18 protein-coding genes and 1 riboswitch are annotated in these 17,610 nt (G+C 37.6%); of the genes, 9 read left to right on the forward strand and 9 right to left on the reverse strand.

The window, feature by feature from the left end; translation table 11 throughout:
• Positions 1–4 precede the first annotated feature (4 nt).
• From thiS to M0D58_RS10065, 6 genes are all read right to left on the reverse strand, one after another.
• The gene (gene thiS / locus M0D58_RS10040) at positions 5–211 is read right to left on the reverse strand and encodes a sulfur carrier protein ThiS (RefSeq protein ID WP_248388891.1); all 207 of its coding nucleotides are present in this window, start codon (positions 209–211) and stop codon (positions 5–7) included.
• Between the two features lie 56 nt (positions 212–267).
• Positions 268–366, reverse strand: a riboswitch (TPP riboswitch).
• A gap of 474 nt (positions 367–840) precedes the next feature.
• Positions 841–1,428 carry a glycoside hydrolase family 19 protein gene (locus tag M0D58_RS10045; protein ID WP_248388893.1) on the reverse strand — a complete coding sequence of 196 codons (588 nt, stop codon included), beginning with the start codon at positions 1,426–1,428 and terminating at the stop codon, positions 841–843.
• 107 nt (positions 1,429–1,535) lie between these two features.
• The gene (locus M0D58_RS10050) at positions 1,536–2,213 is read right to left on the reverse strand and encodes an RluA family pseudouridine synthase (protein WP_248388895.1); all 678 of its coding nucleotides are present in this window, start codon (positions 2,211–2,213) and stop codon (positions 1,536–1,538) included.
• Positions 2,214–2,217: 4 nt separating this feature from the next.
• Positions 2,218–2,541, reverse strand: a complete 324-nt coding sequence (locus M0D58_RS10055; RefSeq protein ID WP_248388897.1) for a hypothetical protein — start codon at positions 2,539–2,541, stop codon at positions 2,218–2,220.
• Positions 2,542–2,543: 2 nt separating this feature from the next.
• A complete protein-coding gene (panB, locus tag M0D58_RS10060; RefSeq protein ID WP_248388899.1) occupies positions 2,544–3,359 on the reverse strand; it encodes a 3-methyl-2-oxobutanoate hydroxymethyltransferase in 816 nt (271 codons plus the stop codon).
• 59 nt (positions 3,360–3,418) lie between these two features.
• Entirely contained in the window at positions 3,419–4,132 is a 714-nt protein-coding gene (locus M0D58_RS10065; RefSeq protein ID WP_248388901.1) for a Crp/Fnr family transcriptional regulator, read from the reverse strand.
• Positions 4,133–4,221: 89 nt separating this feature from the next.
• Between M0D58_RS10065 and M0D58_RS10070 the strand changes: the two genes are divergently transcribed.
• The 9 genes from M0D58_RS10070 (at position 4,222) to M0D58_RS10110 (ending at position 14,314) form a co-directional block, all read left to right on the forward strand.
• Positions 4,222–6,600: a heavy metal translocating P-type ATPase gene (locus tag M0D58_RS10070; protein WP_248388903.1), complete on the forward strand. Its 2,379-nt coding sequence runs from the start codon at positions 4,222–4,224 to the stop codon at positions 6,598–6,600.
• 109 nt (positions 6,601–6,709) lie between these two features.
• Complete coding sequence (gene ccoS, locus M0D58_RS10075) at positions 6,710–6,934, forward strand: cbb3-type cytochrome oxidase assembly protein CcoS (protein ID WP_248388905.1); 225 nt, start codon at positions 6,710–6,712, stop codon at positions 6,932–6,934.
• A gap of 5 nt (positions 6,935–6,939) precedes the next feature.
• The gene (gene ccoN / locus M0D58_RS10080; RefSeq protein WP_248388907.1) at positions 6,940–9,198 is read left to right on the forward strand and encodes a cytochrome-c oxidase, cbb3-type subunit I; all 2,259 of its coding nucleotides are present in this window, start codon (positions 6,940–6,942) and stop codon (positions 9,196–9,198) included.
• Between the two features lie 17 nt (positions 9,199–9,215).
• Complete coding sequence (locus M0D58_RS10085; protein ID WP_248388909.1) at positions 9,216–9,419, forward strand: cbb3-type cytochrome oxidase subunit 3; 204 nt, start codon at positions 9,216–9,218, stop codon at positions 9,417–9,419.
• Positions 9,420–9,428: 9 nt separating this feature from the next.
• Positions 9,429–10,310, forward strand: coding sequence for a cbb3-type cytochrome c oxidase N-terminal domain-containing protein (locus M0D58_RS10090; RefSeq protein WP_248388911.1), 882 nt, complete (start codon positions 9,429–9,431; stop codon positions 10,308–10,310).
• A gap of 98 nt (positions 10,311–10,408) precedes the next feature.
• Positions 10,409–11,863, forward strand: a complete 1,455-nt coding sequence (gene ccoG / locus M0D58_RS10095; protein ID WP_248388913.1) for a cytochrome c oxidase accessory protein CcoG — start codon at positions 10,409–10,411, stop codon at positions 11,861–11,863.
• Between the two features lie 61 nt (positions 11,864–11,924).
• Positions 11,925–12,377, forward strand: a complete 453-nt coding sequence (locus M0D58_RS10100) for a FixH family protein (protein WP_248388915.1) — start codon at positions 11,925–11,927, stop codon at positions 12,375–12,377.
• Positions 12,368–13,135, forward strand: coding sequence for a sulfite exporter TauE/SafE family protein (locus tag M0D58_RS10105; protein ID WP_248388917.1), 768 nt, complete (start codon positions 12,368–12,370; stop codon positions 13,133–13,135). Before M0D58_RS10100 ends, M0D58_RS10105 begins: the two co-directional genes overlap by 10 nt.
• Positions 13,136–13,369: 234 nt before the next feature.
• Positions 13,370–14,314 (forward strand): T9SS type A sorting domain-containing protein, encoded by a 945-nt coding sequence (locus tag M0D58_RS10110; protein WP_248388919.1) that lies wholly within the window; start codon positions 13,370–13,372, stop codon positions 14,312–14,314.
• A gap of 62 nt (positions 14,315–14,376) precedes the next feature.
• On the opposite strand, the gene serS is transcribed toward M0D58_RS10110, so the two are convergent.
• The 3 genes from serS to M0D58_RS10125 form a co-directional block, all read right to left on the reverse strand.
• Positions 14,377–15,657 carry a serine--tRNA ligase gene (gene serS / locus M0D58_RS10115; protein WP_248388921.1) on the reverse strand — a complete coding sequence of 427 codons (1,281 nt, stop codon included), beginning with the start codon at positions 15,655–15,657 and terminating at the stop codon, positions 14,377–14,379.
• 67 nt (positions 15,658–15,724) lie between these two features.
• On the reverse strand, positions 15,725–16,228 hold the full coding sequence (locus M0D58_RS10120; protein WP_248388923.1) for a hypothetical protein: 504 nt from the start codon (positions 16,226–16,228) through the stop codon (positions 15,725–15,727).
• Positions 16,229–16,356: 128 nt separating this feature from the next.
• Positions 16,357–17,610 carry a lipopolysaccharide biosynthesis protein gene (locus tag M0D58_RS10125; protein ID WP_248388925.1) on the reverse strand — a complete coding sequence of 418 codons (1,254 nt, stop codon included), beginning with the start codon at positions 17,608–17,610 and terminating at the stop codon, positions 16,357–16,359.

The following is a 17,610-nucleotide window of genomic DNA, read 5'->3' on the forward strand; positions in this document are numbered from 1 at the left end:
TGGGTTAACCGCCCTGTGTGGCAGTGATAATTAAAATTGAATCTTTATCGTTGAGGAATGTTTCCGGCCAGGATGACTGCGGAATAATGCGGTTATTAAGTGCTACGGCAATTCCTTTTCTTTTGTGGGGAATCTCTATAGCAAGTAATGCTTCCAGTGTTTGGGGAAGTATTTCAAAATTTCTTACAGTGTGGTTGATTATGAGTTCCATTCCTAAATTTTTTATATACTTTAGGAATGCCCATCATTGTACAATAGAATGTACAGCAAAGTCATTTCACTTTTCCCTACGCTAGTATGATCTAGAAATCAGGTTCAAAGGGTAAATTCTCAGCCTGCTATAAACAGACACCCCTAAAGTTGAAACGAAGGTAGACATTTTTTTGAAATGAGCAAAATTTTTTGTTGACGGAAGGATGGCTAAAATGATGAATGTTATTTTATTTTTCCGACTGATGACTGATTTTTTTATTTAATTCCCAAGCTTTTAAACGCAAAGTTTTCTTTATGGAATTCTATTTAAGATGCAAAGGCAATAAATTGCTGCGCGAAGCTTGAAACATAAATTATGGAGTGTATTTTAATTTAATTGGCATTTGGGTAAATATTTGTTGATTTTGTAGTGTTTTAATTAAGTGACGGCTACCCTAGCCGCGATTGAGCGGCCTGTCTGAGCTCTTTTTCGGATTCTTCGGCGCGGCGAAGCCGTGCCGAAGAATCCGAAAAAGCGAGTAGCGAAAGCGGGAAAAAGCTTAAAAAAAAATATAGCTTTCGATGTAATCAAACAAACAGCTCCTAAAAAATAAAGACTATCTTCAGTCTGAATATAGTCTGTTACAATTAAAGAAAATAAGTTAATCCTGCTTTATAACGATTTAGTCTGTCGGGCAGACCGTTGTATCCTCCGTTAATGGCTTTGGTAATCTTTTTAAAAACAACAAGGTTGTTGCCCGTATCAATATTTTTGGTAATATCAATCTGATCTGCCAATGCATTGAGATTTCTGCTATTCCAGAACCAGCCAGCACTTTCTGCTGCATTTTTAAGCTGAATAGCATTACATTTCGTAACATTTTTACCTCCTAAAAATGTGGGATTTGCCACAAAATCCGTTCCTAAAGCAAGTGAAACCGCTTTATAATTGGCTTTTCCGGTAATTTGAATAAGCCCTCTTCCTTTGAATCTTACCCCATCTCCTTTCTGAGTATTTCCCAGATCTTTTCTTCCCTCGTATGCGCTTCCGCTGGCAAGTTCTTCGGTGTAAAACAGTCCGCCGCTTTCGTGACCTACCTGTGCCAAAAAATTCAGCATTCGGGAAGGGGTATTGATGGAAAACTTATCGCATGTTGCTATAACATACGGTAAGAATTGCGAAGCGTAAGCAGATTTTGAGCAGGTTGCCTCTTTAAGTTGTCCAAGTGTAAGCATGATTATTGTTCTTTAAATTGATAGGTAAAACTATCTTAAAAAAACAAAAACCATTACAGGGATTCTACTATTTTCCGATAAGTATTTCTACGGAATTTAATTGATTGCTATTCTTCGCATGCTCTCCAGACTGCGTCATTCTGCGGAACGGGAGCCGTGATTTCAATATTTTCTTTGGTAACGGGATGAATAAATTCCAGTTTTCGGGCGTGAAGGTTTATTCCTCCATCAGGATTGGAACGTGCTGCACCATATTTAAGATCACCTTTAATAGGAGCCCCGATTTTTGAAAGCTGGGCCCTGATCTGGTGATGCCTTCCCGTTTCCAGGTCTATTTCCAGAAGAAAATAATTATCCAGATTTTTGATGATATGATAAGTAAGAATTGCTTCTTTTGCACCTTCAGTGGCTTTCGGGAAAACGATGGCTTTATTATTTTTTTCGTTTTTCTTTAAAAAATGAATCAACCTCTGGGACTGCGGAATCATCTCTTTGGTAACAACAGCCCAGTATGTTTTTTTAATTTCCCGGTTTTTTACCATTTGCGTGAGCCGGGACAAAGCTTTGGAAGTTTTGGCATAAATCACCAGACCCGATGTGGGCCTGTCGATACGGTGAACCAGACCAAGAAATACATTCCCTGGTTTGTCATCTCTTTTTTTGATAAAATTTTTAATCAGTTCCAGTAAAGAATCATCTCCGGTTTTATCGCCCTGTACCAGCTGCCCTACTTTTTTATTGATCACCAGAAGATGGTTGTCTTCATACACAATCTGTTCCTCCATTTTTTTACTGACGATAATTGGGTCTGTTTGAAAATGAAAGTATAATTCCTCCGAGAAGACCTAATGTTTTAATTCCGGAAATTTTCCAGTCTACCGGGAAAAGCGCCCCCACCACACATAATCCTGCTGCTGCATACATGGCATACATAAAATTTTTTGTCGTCATCAACGGAGCCTGAAGAAAAAAGCTTATTCCGATAAGCACATAAAATACTCTCCGGGAAAGCAATATATTGATATCGGGAGAGAAAAGATCAAACCAGCCTACTACAAGACACAATAATGCTACAATAGAAAGTACTCCCTGGATTGTTTGTTGATTATTCATAATTAATAACTTTCACTTTCGTTAGGGAAATTCTGACTTTTCACATCTTTCACGTATTGCTCCACAGCACCTGTAATTTCGGTATAAAGATCAAGATATCTTCTTAAAAATTTAGGACTGAAACCTTTGTTCATTCCAACCATATCATGGTAGACCAAGACCTGCCCGTCGCAATGCGCTCCTGCTCCTATTCCAATGGTAGGAATAGAGATCGATTCCGTTACTTTTTTGGCTAAATCCGCAGGAATTTTTTCTAAAACCACTGCAAAGCATCCCAATTCCTCAAGCAATTGCGCATCCGCAATTAATTTTTCTGCTTCAGCTTCTTCTTTTGCTCTTACTTTATAGGTTCCGAATTTATAGATAGACTGAGGTGTTAAACCTAAATGCCCCATCACAGGAATACCTGCATTGATAATTTTTTTAATTGATTTTGAGATTTCTTTTCCTCCTTCAATTTTTACGGCATGTGCTCCTCCTTCTTTCATCATTCTAACTGCAGATTCCAGAGCTTTTTCCGGGTTGCTCTGATAGGTTCCGAAAGGCAGATCGGCAACCACCAATGCCCTGTCTGTACCTCTTACCACACTTTGAGAATGATAAATCATCTGATCCAGCGTAATGGGAAGTGTGGTTTCAAAGCCCGCCATGACATTGGCAGCAGAATCGCCTATAAGAACCGCATCAATCCCTCCGGCATCCACCATTTTTGCTGTGGTATAATCGTATGCTGTAAGCATGGTTATTTTTTCCTTGTCAAATTTCATTTTGCGCAAGGTTTCCGTTGTAACTTTCTTAATTTCAGAATGAACAGACATATTGTATCTATTTAAAAGTTAAAAAGTCGGCCCTGAGCCGACTTCAATTTTGTATGATTTTATAAAACTACGTGACCGAGTTTCATTAATTTGTCGTGGTTGAGAATCTTGATATTTCTTCCGTCTACTTCAATGAGATTATCTCCTTTAAATTCGGAAATAAGACGGATGGCACTTTCGGTAGCCGTACCTATAATGTTGGCGATTTCTTCCCTTGTTAACGAAATTTTGATAAAACCTTCAGGATCTACACCTAATTTCTGTTCCAGAAGAAGTAAGATTTCCGCAAGTCTCTCCCTCACCGTTTTCTGTGCAAGGAAGGTAATCGTATTAGAAGACTCGCCCAATTCATAGGAAATCTTCTGAAGCATAACAAAAGATAATTGAGAATCTATTTCAAGAAGATACATAAAAACATCTGCAGGCAGAAAAGTAGCCTCAATATCAGTCATGGCTTCAGCTTTTGCCTGGAAGTTTTCTCCACAAAGCAAAGAACGATAACCGATGATATCACCTTCTTTAATAAATCTTAAGATCTGGTCTTTTCCGAATGCTCCCGATTTTGATAATTTCGCTGCTCCTTTTTCTAAAACAAACACTCCCTTGGGAGTTTCTCCGTCCTCAAAAATCGTATCATGCTTCTGGAAAGTAAACTTCTTTTTGGCGTTGAGATATTTTTCAAAATCAGCACTGGAAAGTCTCTCTTTAAATGATTTATCATTAAAAACTCTGGCGAACCTTTCTTCGATGGCAATCTGTTGTTCCTGCGACATTTTATATGACATTTATCACAAAAATAGAACTTTTTAACTCGATAAACAAAAAAAATTGTTATAATTTTGTAGTTCAATAATTTATGAAGGTGAGCGAGAACTGTTTTCATTGTGGCCAAGGTATCGAAAAAGAAAGAATTTTATTTGATGAAAAGACTTTCTGCTGTAACGGTTGTAAATCGGTCTATGAAATTCTAAATGCTAATAATTTAAACAATTTTTACGAGCTTAATAAAAGAGCAGGAATTCGCCCCGGTGATGAAAATTCCGGGCAGTTCGATTATCTAGACACCCCGGAAATCTTTGAAAAGGTGACTGATTTTTCTGAAGGAAACACCAGTCTCATCACTTTTAAAATTCCAGTAATCCACTGTTCTTCATGCATCTGGTTATTGGAAAGCCTTCATACATTAAACAAAAACATTAAATATTCGCAGGTTAATTTCACCAGAAAGACGCTGCAGGTTTCATTCAATCATAATGAATTAAAACTAAGCGAATTAGCTAATTTCCTCACCAATCTGGGCTATAAGCCGGTTATCAGTCTTGAAACTGCGGATAAAAATGTTGAACATCTTGACAAATCACTTCTGGTAAAATTTGCTATTGCTGCTTTTGCTTTCGGAAACGGAATGTTCCTTGCTTTTCCGGAATATATCGGCGGTGAAGATTACTGGATGGAGCATTACAAAGGACTTTTCCGCGCACTAATGTGTCTGCTGGCAATTCCGGTGGTAGTATATTCGGCTTCAGATTACTATAAATCTGCCTGGTACGGACTGAAAAATAAGATCGTAAATATTGATGTTCCCATCGTCCTGGGAATTATCGTACTCTTCGGACGGAGCCTCTATGAAGTGGCAACCGACTATGGTCCTGGATATTTTGATACCCTGTGCGGACTTTTATTCTTCATGCTTCTTGGTAAAATTTTCCAGAAACGAACCTACAGCGCACTTTCTTACGACCGGGATTATAAATCGTTTTATCCTATTGCCGTTACAAAAGTTGATTTTGACGGAAAGCAGGACAATATTCTGCTTTCGGAAATTAAAATCGGAGACCGTATTTTAGTAAGAAATCAGGAAATCATTCCGGTGGATGCCATCCTCATAAATGGCGACGGAAATATAGACAACAGTTTTATTACGGGTGAGAGCGCTACCATAAGCAAGCAACCTGGAGATAAAATTTTCGCAGGCGGAAAACAGATTGGTTCTTCTCTTGAACTCGAAGTGATCAAGAATGTTGACCAGAGTTACCTTACCCAGCTTTGGAACAAAGAAGCTTTTAAAAAACACGAAACCGGGCTTGACACCCTAACGAACAAGGTCAGTAAGTATTTCACTTTCATTATTTTAGGCATTGCCTTAATCTCCGGAATTTACTGGTATTTTATTGATCTTAATAAAATGTTCCAAGTAATTTCCGCCATTCTGATTATTGCCTGCCCTTGTGCCCTTGCCCTGTCCGCGCCTTTTACTTTCGGACATATCATGAGGATTTTAGGACGAAATAAATTCTATGTAAAAGACACGATCACCATCGAGAAAATTGCTAAACTTGATACGATTGTTTTTGATAAGACAGGAACCATCACCCACAGAAAAAAATCCAATATTACTTACGAGGGAGCAGAGATTCAAGAATTTGATTTACTGAATATAAAAACGCTTTTAAAGAACTCCAATCACCCCCTATCAAAATCGCTGTATGATTTTATTGAAGTAAATGATGACTACTATCAGGTAGAACATTTCAGAGAGATTTCAGGGAAAGGATATGAAGCGCTGGTGAGAGGCAATCTCTATAAAATCGGTTCAGCCAGGTACAATAATCAGGAGTCAAAAAATCTGGAAACAGCAGTGTATATCAGCAAAAACAATGAGTTTATCGGTAAATTCATTTTTAAAAATGAATACCGCGAAAATCTAAAAAATCTCTTTAAAAAACTTGCCGGATACCACGTTTTCATTCTTAGTGGCGATAATGCTTCAGAAGAAAACCAACTTAAAGAACTGATTCCTGCATCCAAAGGAATGGCGTTTAACCAAAGTCCCGAAGACAAGCTGAATTACATCAAAAACCTTCAGGATCAAAACTTTAAAGTAGCGATGCTTGGAGATGGACTTAACGATGCCGGAGCATTAAAGCAAAGTAATGTAGGAATAGCGATTGCAGACGACACCAACAGCTTTACCCCTTCTTCCGATGTCATTATGGACGGTGAAAAAGTGGTACTTCTCGATAAATACCTGAATGTCTGCAAGGGTTCGATGACGATTGTGAAGATGACATTCATAATCAGTTTTCTTTACAATGTTGTCGGCTTAAGTTACGCAGTTACAGGACATATGCATCCTCTTTTCGCCGCTTTGATCATGCCGGCAAGCTCCATTACAGTTGTTTCATTCACTACTCTTTCAACCTGGATACTGGGCAGAAAATATTTCAGAAAAAACGCTTAAACGCCCTTATTTAGACTGGTTTTAAATTAGACAAAAGCCGTATTTCGTGACGAATATCATTATTTTTCACTAAATTTGAACCCCGAAAATAGGTTAATTTTGTTGTCTAATGGATATTCTATATTTAATGATCCTATGCAGTGTTTCTTTGGCTGCAGTTTTCCTGGTCGTGTTTATAGTGTATGCCAGAAAAGGACAGTTTGAGGATGATGAATCCCCGGCTGTAAGAATTCTTTTCGACTCTGATGAAATCAGGGAAAAAGAAGAGCCTGGCAGCAATGAAAACGATGATGAAAAAGGAGAAAGTAAAAAAATTGAAGAAAAAAGTGAATAGTTGATATGGAAACACAAAAGTTTAGTTATGACAACAGTATTGTCCGGGCATTTCTTTATGCGACCGTCGTTTTCGGGATCATAGGGTTTTTGTTTGGGCTTACAGCTGCATTAATGCTTTTCTACCCTGAGCTTCCGGAGTTTTTATTCGGAACGGACGACACAACCATTAAAAGTTTAGGTGGTGGCATCGATGGGTTGATAAAAACGCATGGTGCTTTCGGATTCGGGAGAATCAGAATGCTGCACACGAGTACTGTTATTTTTGCATTCGTAATGAATGTTGTTTATGTAGGAGTATATTATTCCTTACAGCGATTACTGAAAACAAGAATGTACAGTGACACCCTGTCCTGGATCCACTTCTGGACATGGCAGATCATGATCCTTGTAACGTATGTTACGTTCTTCATGGGGATTAACACATCCAAAGAATACGCAGAACACGAATGGCCTATTGATATTTTAATTACCATCTCATGGGTGATTTTCGGGGCTAATATGTTCTTAACGATAGCTAAAAGACGAGTAAGACATTTATATGTTGCCATCTGGTTCTATGTTGGAACATGGATTGCCGTAGCGATGCTTCATATTTTCAACAACCTTGAGGTTCCGTTATCTTTCACAGGATGGAAATCTTATTCTGCATATGCGGGGGTAAAAGATGCTATCGTACAATGGTGGTACGGTCACAATGCGGTTGCATTCGTACTGACAACGCCTGTTTTAGGTTTAATGTATTATTTCTTACCTAAAGCAGCAGACAGACCGGTATTCTCGTATAAACTATCGATTATTCACTTCTGGTCACTAATCTTCGTTTATATCTGGGCTGGTCCTCACCACCTTCAATATACCGCTTTACCGGCTTGGGCTCAGGCAGTGGGAACAGGTTTCTCTATCATGCTTATTGCACCATCTTGGGGAGGTATGCTAAACGGGCTTTTAACATTAAGAGGAGCCTGGGATAAAGTAAGAGAAAATCCTATTCTTAAATTCTTCGTTGTTGCAGTAACTTGTTATGGTATGGCAACATTTGAAGGGCCATTATTGGCAACTAAAAACATTAACAAAATCGGTCACTTTACAGACTGGGTTATCGGTCACGTACACTTAGGTGCATTAGGATGGAATGGTTTCATGGCATTCGGTGTAATCTATTACCTGATCCCAATCTTATGGAGAACGAAATTATATTCAACAAGACTTGCCAACTGGCATTTCTGGCTGGGAACTTTAGGAATTATTTTCTATGCAGTACCAATGTATATCTCCGGATTTACTCAAGGATTAATGTGGAAACAGTTCAACCCAGACGGAACCTTAGTATGGAAAAACTGGCTGGATACTGTAACGGCAATTATTCCTTATTTTAAAATGAGATTCGTAGGAGGATTATTTTATCTTTCAGGAGCTATTTTAATGGTGGTAAACTTAATTGCTACGGTAAGAAAAGGATCATTCCAGAAAGATGTACCTGCAGAAGCTCCGGCTTTAGCGAACATCAGCAAAAAGCGTAAAGAAGGAGAAGGCACTCACCTTTGGCTGGAAAGAACTCCTGTATTGATGGGTATTCTGTCTTTATTAACGATCTCTATCGGTAGTATGGTAGAAATTATTCCTACCCTATCGCTTAAGAAAAGTGTACCAACCATTTCAGCAGTGAAGCCATATTCTCCACTGGAGCTGGAAGGTAGAGATATTTATATAAGAGAAGGATGTAATGCATGTCACTCTCAGATGGTAAGACCATTCAGAGATGAGATTGTAAGATTCAACGGTAAAAACGGACAGTATTCCAAAGCGGGAGAATTCGTATACGACAGACCGTTCCTTTGGGGATCTAAGAGAACCGGACCGGATTTGCACAGAGAAGGTGGTAAAAACCCAAGTTCTTGGCACTATAAGCACATGTATAACCCAAGATCTACTTCAGCAGGTTCTATCATGCCTCGTTACCCTTGGTTAATTGCTACCGATCTTGACAGATCTAAAATGGTAGATAAAATGAAGCTGATGAAGAGTGCATTTGAGGTGCCTTATACAAAAGCCGAAATTGATTCTGCAAACTCATGGGCCAATAACCAGGCAACGAAGATTGTAAGAGATATTATGTCTGAAGCACCGGATCTTAAAGATGCCTATGCAAAGAGACCTAAAGGTGAATTGGAGAAAAAAGAGATTGTAGCTCTTATTTCTTACCTTCAGAGATTAGGAACGGATATCAAAACAACGGAAATCAAAACAGCAAGTAATAACTAACATTAAAAAGTTCCATCATGATACCTCAGAACTTTAAAGACATATTATCCAATACCGACAATGCTGGCTTTTACCAGACCTTGGCTCTGATTTTCTTTATGCTGTTCTTCGTAGCACTTGTAATATATGTTTTCAGCAGACCTAAAAAATATTACAAGGAAGAAGAAGAAGCTCCTCTGAGTGATGACCAGGATGATGATAATTTTAATTTAAAAAATTAACAACTTATTATGAAACAAAGAACACCGGTTTTTGTAAACATCTTAATAATAATCGGACTTTTAATAGTTTTTTATTATCTGTTTGTACAGAGCTATGAGTTTCTAGGCTCGCCTTACTTCTGGGGAACTGTTGTGATTGCAGGTATTCTGGCATACATACACAGCGCGATCGGAGATCTTATTGAAAACAATAAATTCAAAAAATTATCTCCTGAAGAAAAAGCAGCTTATTTAGCAGAGAAAAAAGTTCCTTATTTTATAAGGTTATATAATGCAGCATTTAAAAAACAATCTGCTGCCGAAGAGAAAGATATCCTTATCGATCACGGCTTCGACGGGATTATGGAATTGGACAACCAATTACCGAAATGGTGGGTAGGTTTGTTCTATTTTGGGACCGCTTTTTGTATTGTGTATGTTGCAGCATACTCTTTCACAGATTTTGCTCATCCATTGACAGAATATGAAAAAGAATATAAAGAACAGCTTGCAAGCATCAAGAAATACGAAGAAACTCAGCCGCCTGTAACAATTGAAACAGCTAAATATTCAGCAGATAATATTGCAGAGGGTAAAGAGCTCTTTAAAACGAACTGTGCATCTTGTCATAAAGAAGACGGTAGTGGTGGTATCGGTCCGAACCTTACGGATCAATATTGGATCAACCAACCTGAGAAAACGTTATTTAAAAACGTATTCCATATGGACTGGAACGGATCTCCTACCAATCCTGCGATGAGAGCATTCGGTAAGAACGGGGAAGTTTCCGGTGCTGAAATTGAAAAGATTGCAGCATATGTATACCACATCAACCAGGAATTGCCTCCGGTGACACCAGCTCAGGGTGGTGCAGCGCCTCAGGGAACTGAAGCACACTGGGAGAAAGAATAATTTTAACAAAAAAATTAGAAACATATGAAAAACATAATTTGTTATTACCTTAAAAATAGTAACGAATTATGTTTTTTCTTTTTTAAATACCAGTACATATGTCAGACATAGAAGAAATAGAAGTACGCGGCGGACAGGGCCAGGTTCTGGACCCTGAAACTTACAGAGATTCTATAGGCACCATGGATCAGTCCGGAAAAAGAAAATGGGTCTATCCCAGAAAGCCTAAAGGAAAGTATACCAATTACAGGTATCTTGTGAGCTGTATTTTATTATTTATTTATTTTTCGGTACCGTTTATTAAAATCAATGGTAATCCGATGATTTTATTTAATGTGATTGACCGGGAGTTTTTCATTTTCGGACAACCTTTCTATCCTCAGGATTTTTTCATCCTAACGTTGGGAGCTATTGCATCTCTTATTTTTATTATTGTATTTACGATTGCTTTCGGTAGAATTTTCTGCGGGTGGATATGTCCTCAGACAATTTTCCTTGAAATGATTTTCCGTAAAATAGAATATGCTATTGAAGGAGACAGAAATAAGCAGATGAAACTGGACAGACAGGAGTGGAACAGCGAAAAGATATGGAAAAGAGGTCTGAAGTGGACCATCTACATTATCATATCACTTGTTATTACCCACTTCATGTTTATGTATATCGTAGGATATGAAGAGGTTTTCAGGATTCTTTCGGAAGGACCATTTGCGCATCCAACCAATTTTATTGTAATGATTTTGCTTACTGCTGCATTTTACTTTGTATTTGCATGGTTCAGAGAGCAGGTTTGTACACTGGTTTGTCCTTACGGAAGGTTACAGGGTGTTTTGATCGATAAGGATACGGTAAATGTTTTCTACGATTTCAAAAGAGGGGAAAACAGAGCGAAATGGAGAAAAGGAGAAGACCGACAAGCAGCCGGAAAAGGAGATTGTATCGATTGTCATCAGTGTGTGGTAGTTTGTCCTACCGGAATTGATATAAGGGACGGACAACAGCTGGAATGCGTAAACTGTACGGCATGTATTGACGCCTGTGATGAAGTCATGGAAAAAGTAGGACTCCCGAAAGGATTAATCCGGTACGCTACGGAGAATGAAATCGAAAACGAGACCAAATTTAAATTTACAGGAAGAATGAAAGGCTTTGCCTTAATTCTGGTATTACTAACCGGTTTCCTTGGATATCTTCTTTATAACCGTGGCGAAATGGAAGCAAAATTCATCAAGCCTGCCGGAAGTACATTTTTCTTAAGGGACGGAAAAATTACCAATACCTACAATTATACTTTCCTCAATAAAACCAATGACAAGAAGATTGTAACCATTAAAGTAGTTGAACCGAAACACGGAGAAGTTATTTACAGTGGTTCAAGCAAAATTACCGTTGATAGGGATAAGATTACCAAAGGAACCGTTAATATCAGCTTCCCGGAAAGTGAAATGAATCTTTCCAAGCAGAATATTACTATTGGTGTTTATGATATGAGCGGAAAACTGGTGGATTCTTACGAAACCTATTTTGAGGGACCTTTTAAACTACAATTCTAATATCAAAACCTCAATATTATCATCTGACGGAATAGAGGTTTTTAAAATATATTAATTTAAAATGAAAAAATTCACTTGGGGGCACGGTGTAGTCATCGCATTACTGGCATTCATGGCATTCATATTATCAATGTTATTTCTTTTCCCGAACGGCCAGAAAAATTCTGAAATGGTAACTGATAATTATTATGAGGAAGAACTGAAATATCAGGATGTTATTGATGCTAAAAAAAGAGCCGATGATCTGCAGGAAAAACCAGTCTACAGTCAGGATAAAAATGGGATTAAGATTACCTTTCCAACAGACTACAACAATTCCAATACAACGGTAAAATTTGTTTTGAACAGGACTGACGATCAGAATTTAGATATAAAAAAATCTGTGCAGCTTGATGCCAGCAAATCATTTTTAATACCTGCTCAGGTATTAAAAATGGGAAATTATACATTACGATTAAACTGGACTAAAGATAAAACAGATTACAGAATAGATTATGATGTAATATGGAAATAGCACTTATTGTATCGGCTATAGGTTTAGGATTTGCTTCCGGTTTTCACTGTATCGGAATGTGCGGACCTATTGCCCTGTCAATGGGATTAACAAAAAAACAGGCGACCAATTATTATCTCCAGAATCTTACTTACCAGTTCGGAAGAATTTTTACCTATTCATTTTTAGGAGCAATTCTGGGCATTGTAGGCGAAGGCTTCGAAATGGCAGGAATCCAGAAATATCTTACGATTGCCGTGGGAATATTATTAATTATAATGGCTGTATTTTCTTTCGGAGGTAAAGATTTTGCTTCAAAAATTCCTTTCTTTTCTAAATTTTTATTCAAAGTTAAATCTAATTTGGGAAGGTTGCTGCAGAAAGCAGATTACCGCTCAAGATTTACAACAGGAATTCTTAATGGTTTCTTACCCTGCGGAATGGTTTACATGGCATTAACCGCAAGCCTTGCAAGCGGGGGAATATGGCAGGGCGCTTTATATATGGCTCTTTTTGGATTAGGAACTCTCCCGTTTATGTTTACGGTCGTTCTTTTAGGAAATCTTATGAACCAGGCTTTTCGGATAAAAATATTAAAGATGATTCCGGTGGTGATGATTATCTTAGGAGGTCTGTTTATTGTAAGAGGTCTTGAGCTCGGAATTCCTTATCTCTCTCCAAGAGCAGAAGCAATGACGATCTCAAAAGACAAACAGGGAGACTGTCATTTGCCGGGGGATCATAATACACACAATCACGATAATACGAATTGTCATTAGTAGTGAATAATAGCTAAATTTATAATTAAAAGCCCTCTGGATAGACCCCAGAGAGCTTTTAATTATAAATCTGAAAGGACCAAATTAGCCACCAATTATTAATATCACGCATATAACAATTTATTTATAAAACAATTATATAAAAAATTTAAAAATATTGATAATATTATTTATTAAATTCGATTTTATTACAAAATCAATTTTGCACCTTTATTGTAACTAAAAATTTAATATATGCTTACAAAACTACATTTTCCCACATTTCAGAAAACCAAAAAGCCTCAAACACTAACCTACCTTCGTAAAATGGCATGTCATGCATTTACAGTTAGTGCGATTTTGCTTTTCTCAGCAACGAAAGCTCAAACTTCGGTAACAGTTCCCGATTTAACGGTTGTAAGTACCTTTACAGGTCCTTTTGCCAATTCTACGAGAACATATCAAATGGTTATTGATGATACACAATTGACTACTTTATCGGGGAAGTACCTTTCATCAATATCGTTCAAAATACCGAGTACGGCAGCTTCATCATGGCCTGCTTCTAATATTACTTATCCTGATTATCAGATTTATCTTAGTGATGGTGTAAATCCTGCCAACGCACAGCTAAATTTTGCAGCAAACGTTGTAGGAACTCAGACACAGGTTCGGTCCGGAAGCCTTTCAATACCAGCCGGTTCAGTGGCAAATAACAATACATTCAGCTTTGATATTACTTTCACCACTCCTTATCTTTACACAGGTAGCAATCTGGTTATTGAAATACGGCATACCGGAAGCAACGGTACATCAACCTCAAACCAGGCGGTAGGAACAAGCGCAACAGGATATGGAAGCTTATTCACATCATGCTGGTCCAGCTCTACAAGTGTATTGCAGGGAAATTTTTCTTATGTGAAAATTAGTTCCGCAGGTACTTTAGGGGTAAAGTCTGTTGAGATCAATGGAGGAACATCAGTTTACCCTAACCCGGTAAAAGATCAGCTGTATGTAAAATCTGATAATGATATTATGGAATTGAATATTTTCAATTTAGTTGGACAAAAAGTCTATTCCCAGAAAAATTCAGTTAAGATCCCACAAATCAATGTATCCGGATTGGCAAAAGGAAATTATATTTTACAAACAATCGATAAAAACGGAAATTCAGCTTCAACAAAATTTATTAAGGAGTAAAAAAATAGGTAAATACTATTGAATAAAAAAACCACTGAATATCAGTGGTTTTTATTTTTTGATTAGTTTATCACATCAAATCTCGCATATTCTGCAATCTTTTTTGGAAGCTTAATTCCATCCTCTGTCTGATTGTTTTCCAGCAAAGCAGCCATAATTCTCGGTAACGCCATTGCAGATCCGTTTAAGGTATGTACAAGCTGGGACTTTCCGTCTGTTTTGTAACGGCATTTTAATCTGTTCGCCTGGAAGGTTTCAAAATTGGAAACAGAGCTCACCTCCAGCCATTTCTCCTGGGCAGCACTCCAGACTTCGAAGTCGTAGGTCATGGCAGAAGCAAAACCGGTGTCTCCGCCGCAAAGTCTTAACACTCTGTAAGGAAGTTCAAGATCACTCAGAATTTCTTTAATATGTTCTACCATTTCTTCTAAGACCGCATAAGAATTTTCTGGCTTTTCAATTCTTACAATTTCTACTTTTTCAAACTGATGAAGACGGTTCAGTCCTCTTACGTGAGCACCATAACTTCCCGCCTCTCTTCTGTAGCACTGAGAAAAAGCTGTATTCTTTACAGGTAAATCCTTTTCCTCGAATAATACATCCCTGTACAGATTGGTAACCGGCACTTCTGCTGTAGGAATTAAAAATAATGTTTCAGAGGTTGTATTATTAGCAATCTCATACATCTGTCCTTCTTTGTCCGGCAGCTGACCTGTTCCATATCCGGAAGCTTCGTTTATCACGTGAGGAGGATTGACCTCCATATATCCTTTTTCTACGTTTTTATCAAGAAAATACTGAACCAATGCTCTCTGCAAACGTGCTCCTTTTCCTAAGTAAACCGGAAAACCTGCTCCGGCAATTTTCACCCCAAGCTCAAAATCAATTAGGTTGTATTTTTTTGCCAGTTCCCAGTGAGGGATCGCTCCTTCTCCAAGACCTTCAACATCGTGAGACTGGTAAATAATCTCGTTATCGTCTGCAGAAGCACCACTCTTCACTTGTTCGTGAGGAATATTCGGAAGCTGGTATAGGATATTAATCAGTTCTTTTTCTCTGACATCTAATTGTGATTTCAATTCGGACGTAGACTCTTTAAGCTGTGCTGTTTTAGATTTTGCAGATTCGGCTTCTTCTCTTTTTCCCTCTTTCATCAAAAGTCCGATTTCCTTGGAAATTTTATTGCTCTCGGAAAGCTGGGAATCCAGTTCGAACTGAATTTTTCTTCTTTCGTCGTCGGTAGCAATAGCCTGATCCACCAACTCAAGATTCCTGAATTGTCTTTTCTTAAGACCCTCTAAAACGCGCTCTTTATTGTCGCGCAAAAAATTGACTTGTAACATTTTATTTAGATGTTAGTTATTAGAATGTTGAACATCAGAATGTCAACAGTTTTGCAAATGTATAAAATTATTTTACGATTGTAACAACATTCGGGGAACCGGGCTGTTTTGTAAATCTTAAGGTACCGTTATAATATACTTTCGAGACTTCGAACACGGACGGCGTCATTCTGTATTCAATTCTAAGTTTATCCTCAATAGTATCTAAAGCAGTATTATTAAGCCTCTTGATCAAAGAAACCGTTATATCAGAACGATAGATTTTATTATCCGGATTTAAAGTATCAATCCCTATTCTTCTTGCGCCTGCAATATATTCAATAAAAAGTGTGGAATCTCCAGTTGCACGGAGGCTGCTGTTGACAGGAGCAAGATCTGCGGCACCATTGTCATCGTTCATTGAATACGTGAAATAAGAAGAATCTTTTTTATTTTTAAAAAGATCTCTCCCCGATGTATTTTTCATATAAATATTAAGGATCTGGTCGATATTCTGCAAATCATCATCCTCTGTCCTGCAACTAAGGAAAGCAAAAAAAATAACCAGAACTCCGAAAAAAATATTCTTCATGTACAGCAAAGATAAAAACTTATTTTCAATTTTTCCTCTGATTTTATTGGCTTTCAGGATTAATTAACGGCAATCTGTATTTAGATTATATTCAACTTTAAAAATGTTTAAATCTCTGATAAATTTAATCAATGAGTTTTCACAATTTTCTTTAGCAGAAGATGAATTTCTTTTCTGGACAAGATGAAATCACGAATATGAAATTCGGTAATCTGATAAAACCTCCAGAAAAGAACTCCTGATGAAAGGCAATAGGAAGCAGAGTTTATAATACAGGCTCCTTTGATTCCCCATTTCGGAATGATAAAAAATGAAGAGATAATGGTAAAGATGAGCCCTGCAAGAGATTTAACATTTAAAATTCTCAATTTATTAATTCCTGCGAAGTAATATCCGATAATATTGCTCACGGCTATCGCTAAAATCCCGGGCGAAAGCAACAAAACAATTTCCTTTGTTTCCCCGAAATCTTTACCGAAAATCATGGCATACCAGTGCGCAGGAATCATCAGCATGATAGAAATAAACAGAAGGGTAATAAGGAAGCTGATGCGCAGGGATATTTTTGTTTTTTCGATTGCACTATTAAAATCCGTATCATTTACCACATCTGCATACAGAACTACGGAAAGACTTCTGCTTACAGTCCATACAGCTTCGGAGAAGGCAATTCCTATCGAGAAAACACCGACACTTATAATTCCCCTGAAATATTCAAGAAAATAAAATGAAAGCCTGTTATTGAGAAACTGTAGAAATGTACTCAACTGTATTTTCCAGCCATAATTAAACAATTGGAAACCAATATCCTTTGAGATCAATATTTTTTTAAAATCAGCCTTTTTTATTAACTGAATGGCAGTGATAAAAAACAGTAGCGTAAAGCAACTTATCTGGGCAATGAAATAGGCATTAACAGAGGTAATTTTGATACAATAAACAATTATGATGATGAATATGATGTGCACGAGTTGCTGTAAAACCGTATATAAGTTGAACATTTTGATATTCTGCTGGCCTACGAACAAATTTACATTAGCCGTAAGAAGTGAAGACATCACCGAAAGTCCGATAAGGTATCCGGAATATTCTGCAGCATGGCCGGAACTGAACAAAACAGGAATCAGAATTCCCGTAATAACAGCCCAAAGATAAGCGAAAGGCAGGATTTCCTCAGTTCTGAATTTTCTTGCAAAATAGCTCATACTGCTGCCCACAAAGATATTCGCAAAAAAACTGATGATGGTAAGGTCTGCAATGATAATTGATATCAACCCTTTTCCACTGCTTCCCCACATATTGGTGGAGTAAATTACCAGCCCGAAATTCAGGATCAGGATTAAAAACCGGGAAACAAAAGTTTTAAAAATAGTCTCCTTCAT

The organism is Chryseobacterium nepalense (assembly GCF_023195755.1).
Classification (GTDB): domain Bacteria; phylum Bacteroidota; class Bacteroidia; order Flavobacteriales; family Weeksellaceae; genus Chryseobacterium; species Chryseobacterium nepalense.

Excerpts from the sequence above, each read along its gene's own strand:
- thiS (WP_248388891.1), bottom strand. The coding sequence starts at position 211 with ATGGAACTCATAATCAACCACACTGTAAGAAATTTTGAAATACTTCCC.
- M0D58_RS10045 (WP_248388893.1), bottom strand. The coding sequence starts at position 1,428 with ATGCTTACACTTGGACAACTTAAAGAGGCAACCTGCTCAAAATCTGCT.
- M0D58_RS10050 (WP_248388895.1), bottom strand. The coding sequence starts at position 2,213 with ATGGAGGAACAGATTGTGTATGAAGACAACCATCTTCTGGTGATCAAT.
- M0D58_RS10055 (WP_248388897.1), bottom strand. The coding sequence starts at position 2,541 with ATGAATAATCAACAAACAATCCAGGGAGTACTTTCTATTGTAGCATTA.
- panB (WP_248388899.1), bottom strand. The coding sequence starts at position 3,359 with ATGTCTGTTCATTCTGAAATTAAGAAAGTTACAACGGAAACCTTGCGC.
- M0D58_RS10065 (WP_248388901.1), bottom strand. The coding sequence starts at position 4,132 with ATGTCGCAGGAACAACAGATTGCCATCGAAGAAAGGTTCGCCAGAGTT.
- ccoS (WP_248388905.1), top strand. The coding sequence starts at position 6,710 with ATGGATATTCTATATTTAATGATCCTATGCAGTGTTTCTTTGGCTGCA.
- ccoN (WP_248388907.1), top strand. The coding sequence starts at position 6,940 with ATGGAAACACAAAAGTTTAGTTATGACAACAGTATTGTCCGGGCATTT.
- M0D58_RS10085 (WP_248388909.1), top strand. The coding sequence starts at position 9,216 with ATGATACCTCAGAACTTTAAAGACATATTATCCAATACCGACAATGCT.
- M0D58_RS10090 (WP_248388911.1), top strand. The coding sequence starts at position 9,429 with ATGAAACAAAGAACACCGGTTTTTGTAAACATCTTAATAATAATCGGA.
- ccoG (WP_248388913.1), top strand. The coding sequence starts at position 10,409 with ATGTCAGACATAGAAGAAATAGAAGTACGCGGCGGACAGGGCCAGGTT.
- M0D58_RS10100 (WP_248388915.1), top strand. The coding sequence starts at position 11,925 with ATGAAAAAATTCACTTGGGGGCACGGTGTAGTCATCGCATTACTGGCA.
- M0D58_RS10105 (WP_248388917.1), top strand. The coding sequence starts at position 12,368 with ATGGAAATAGCACTTATTGTATCGGCTATAGGTTTAGGATTTGCTTCC.
- M0D58_RS10110 (WP_248388919.1), top strand. The coding sequence starts at position 13,370 with ATGCTTACAAAACTACATTTTCCCACATTTCAGAAAACCAAAAAGCCT.
- serS (WP_248388921.1), bottom strand. The coding sequence starts at position 15,657 with ATGTTACAAGTCAATTTTTTGCGCGACAATAAAGAGCGCGTTTTAGAG.
- M0D58_RS10120 (WP_248388923.1), bottom strand. The coding sequence starts at position 16,228 with ATGAAGAATATTTTTTTCGGAGTTCTGGTTATTTTTTTTGCTTTCCTT.
- M0D58_RS10125 (WP_248388925.1), bottom strand. The coding sequence starts at position 17,610 with ATGAAGGAGACTATTTTTAAAACTTTTGTTTCCCGGTTTTTAATCCTG.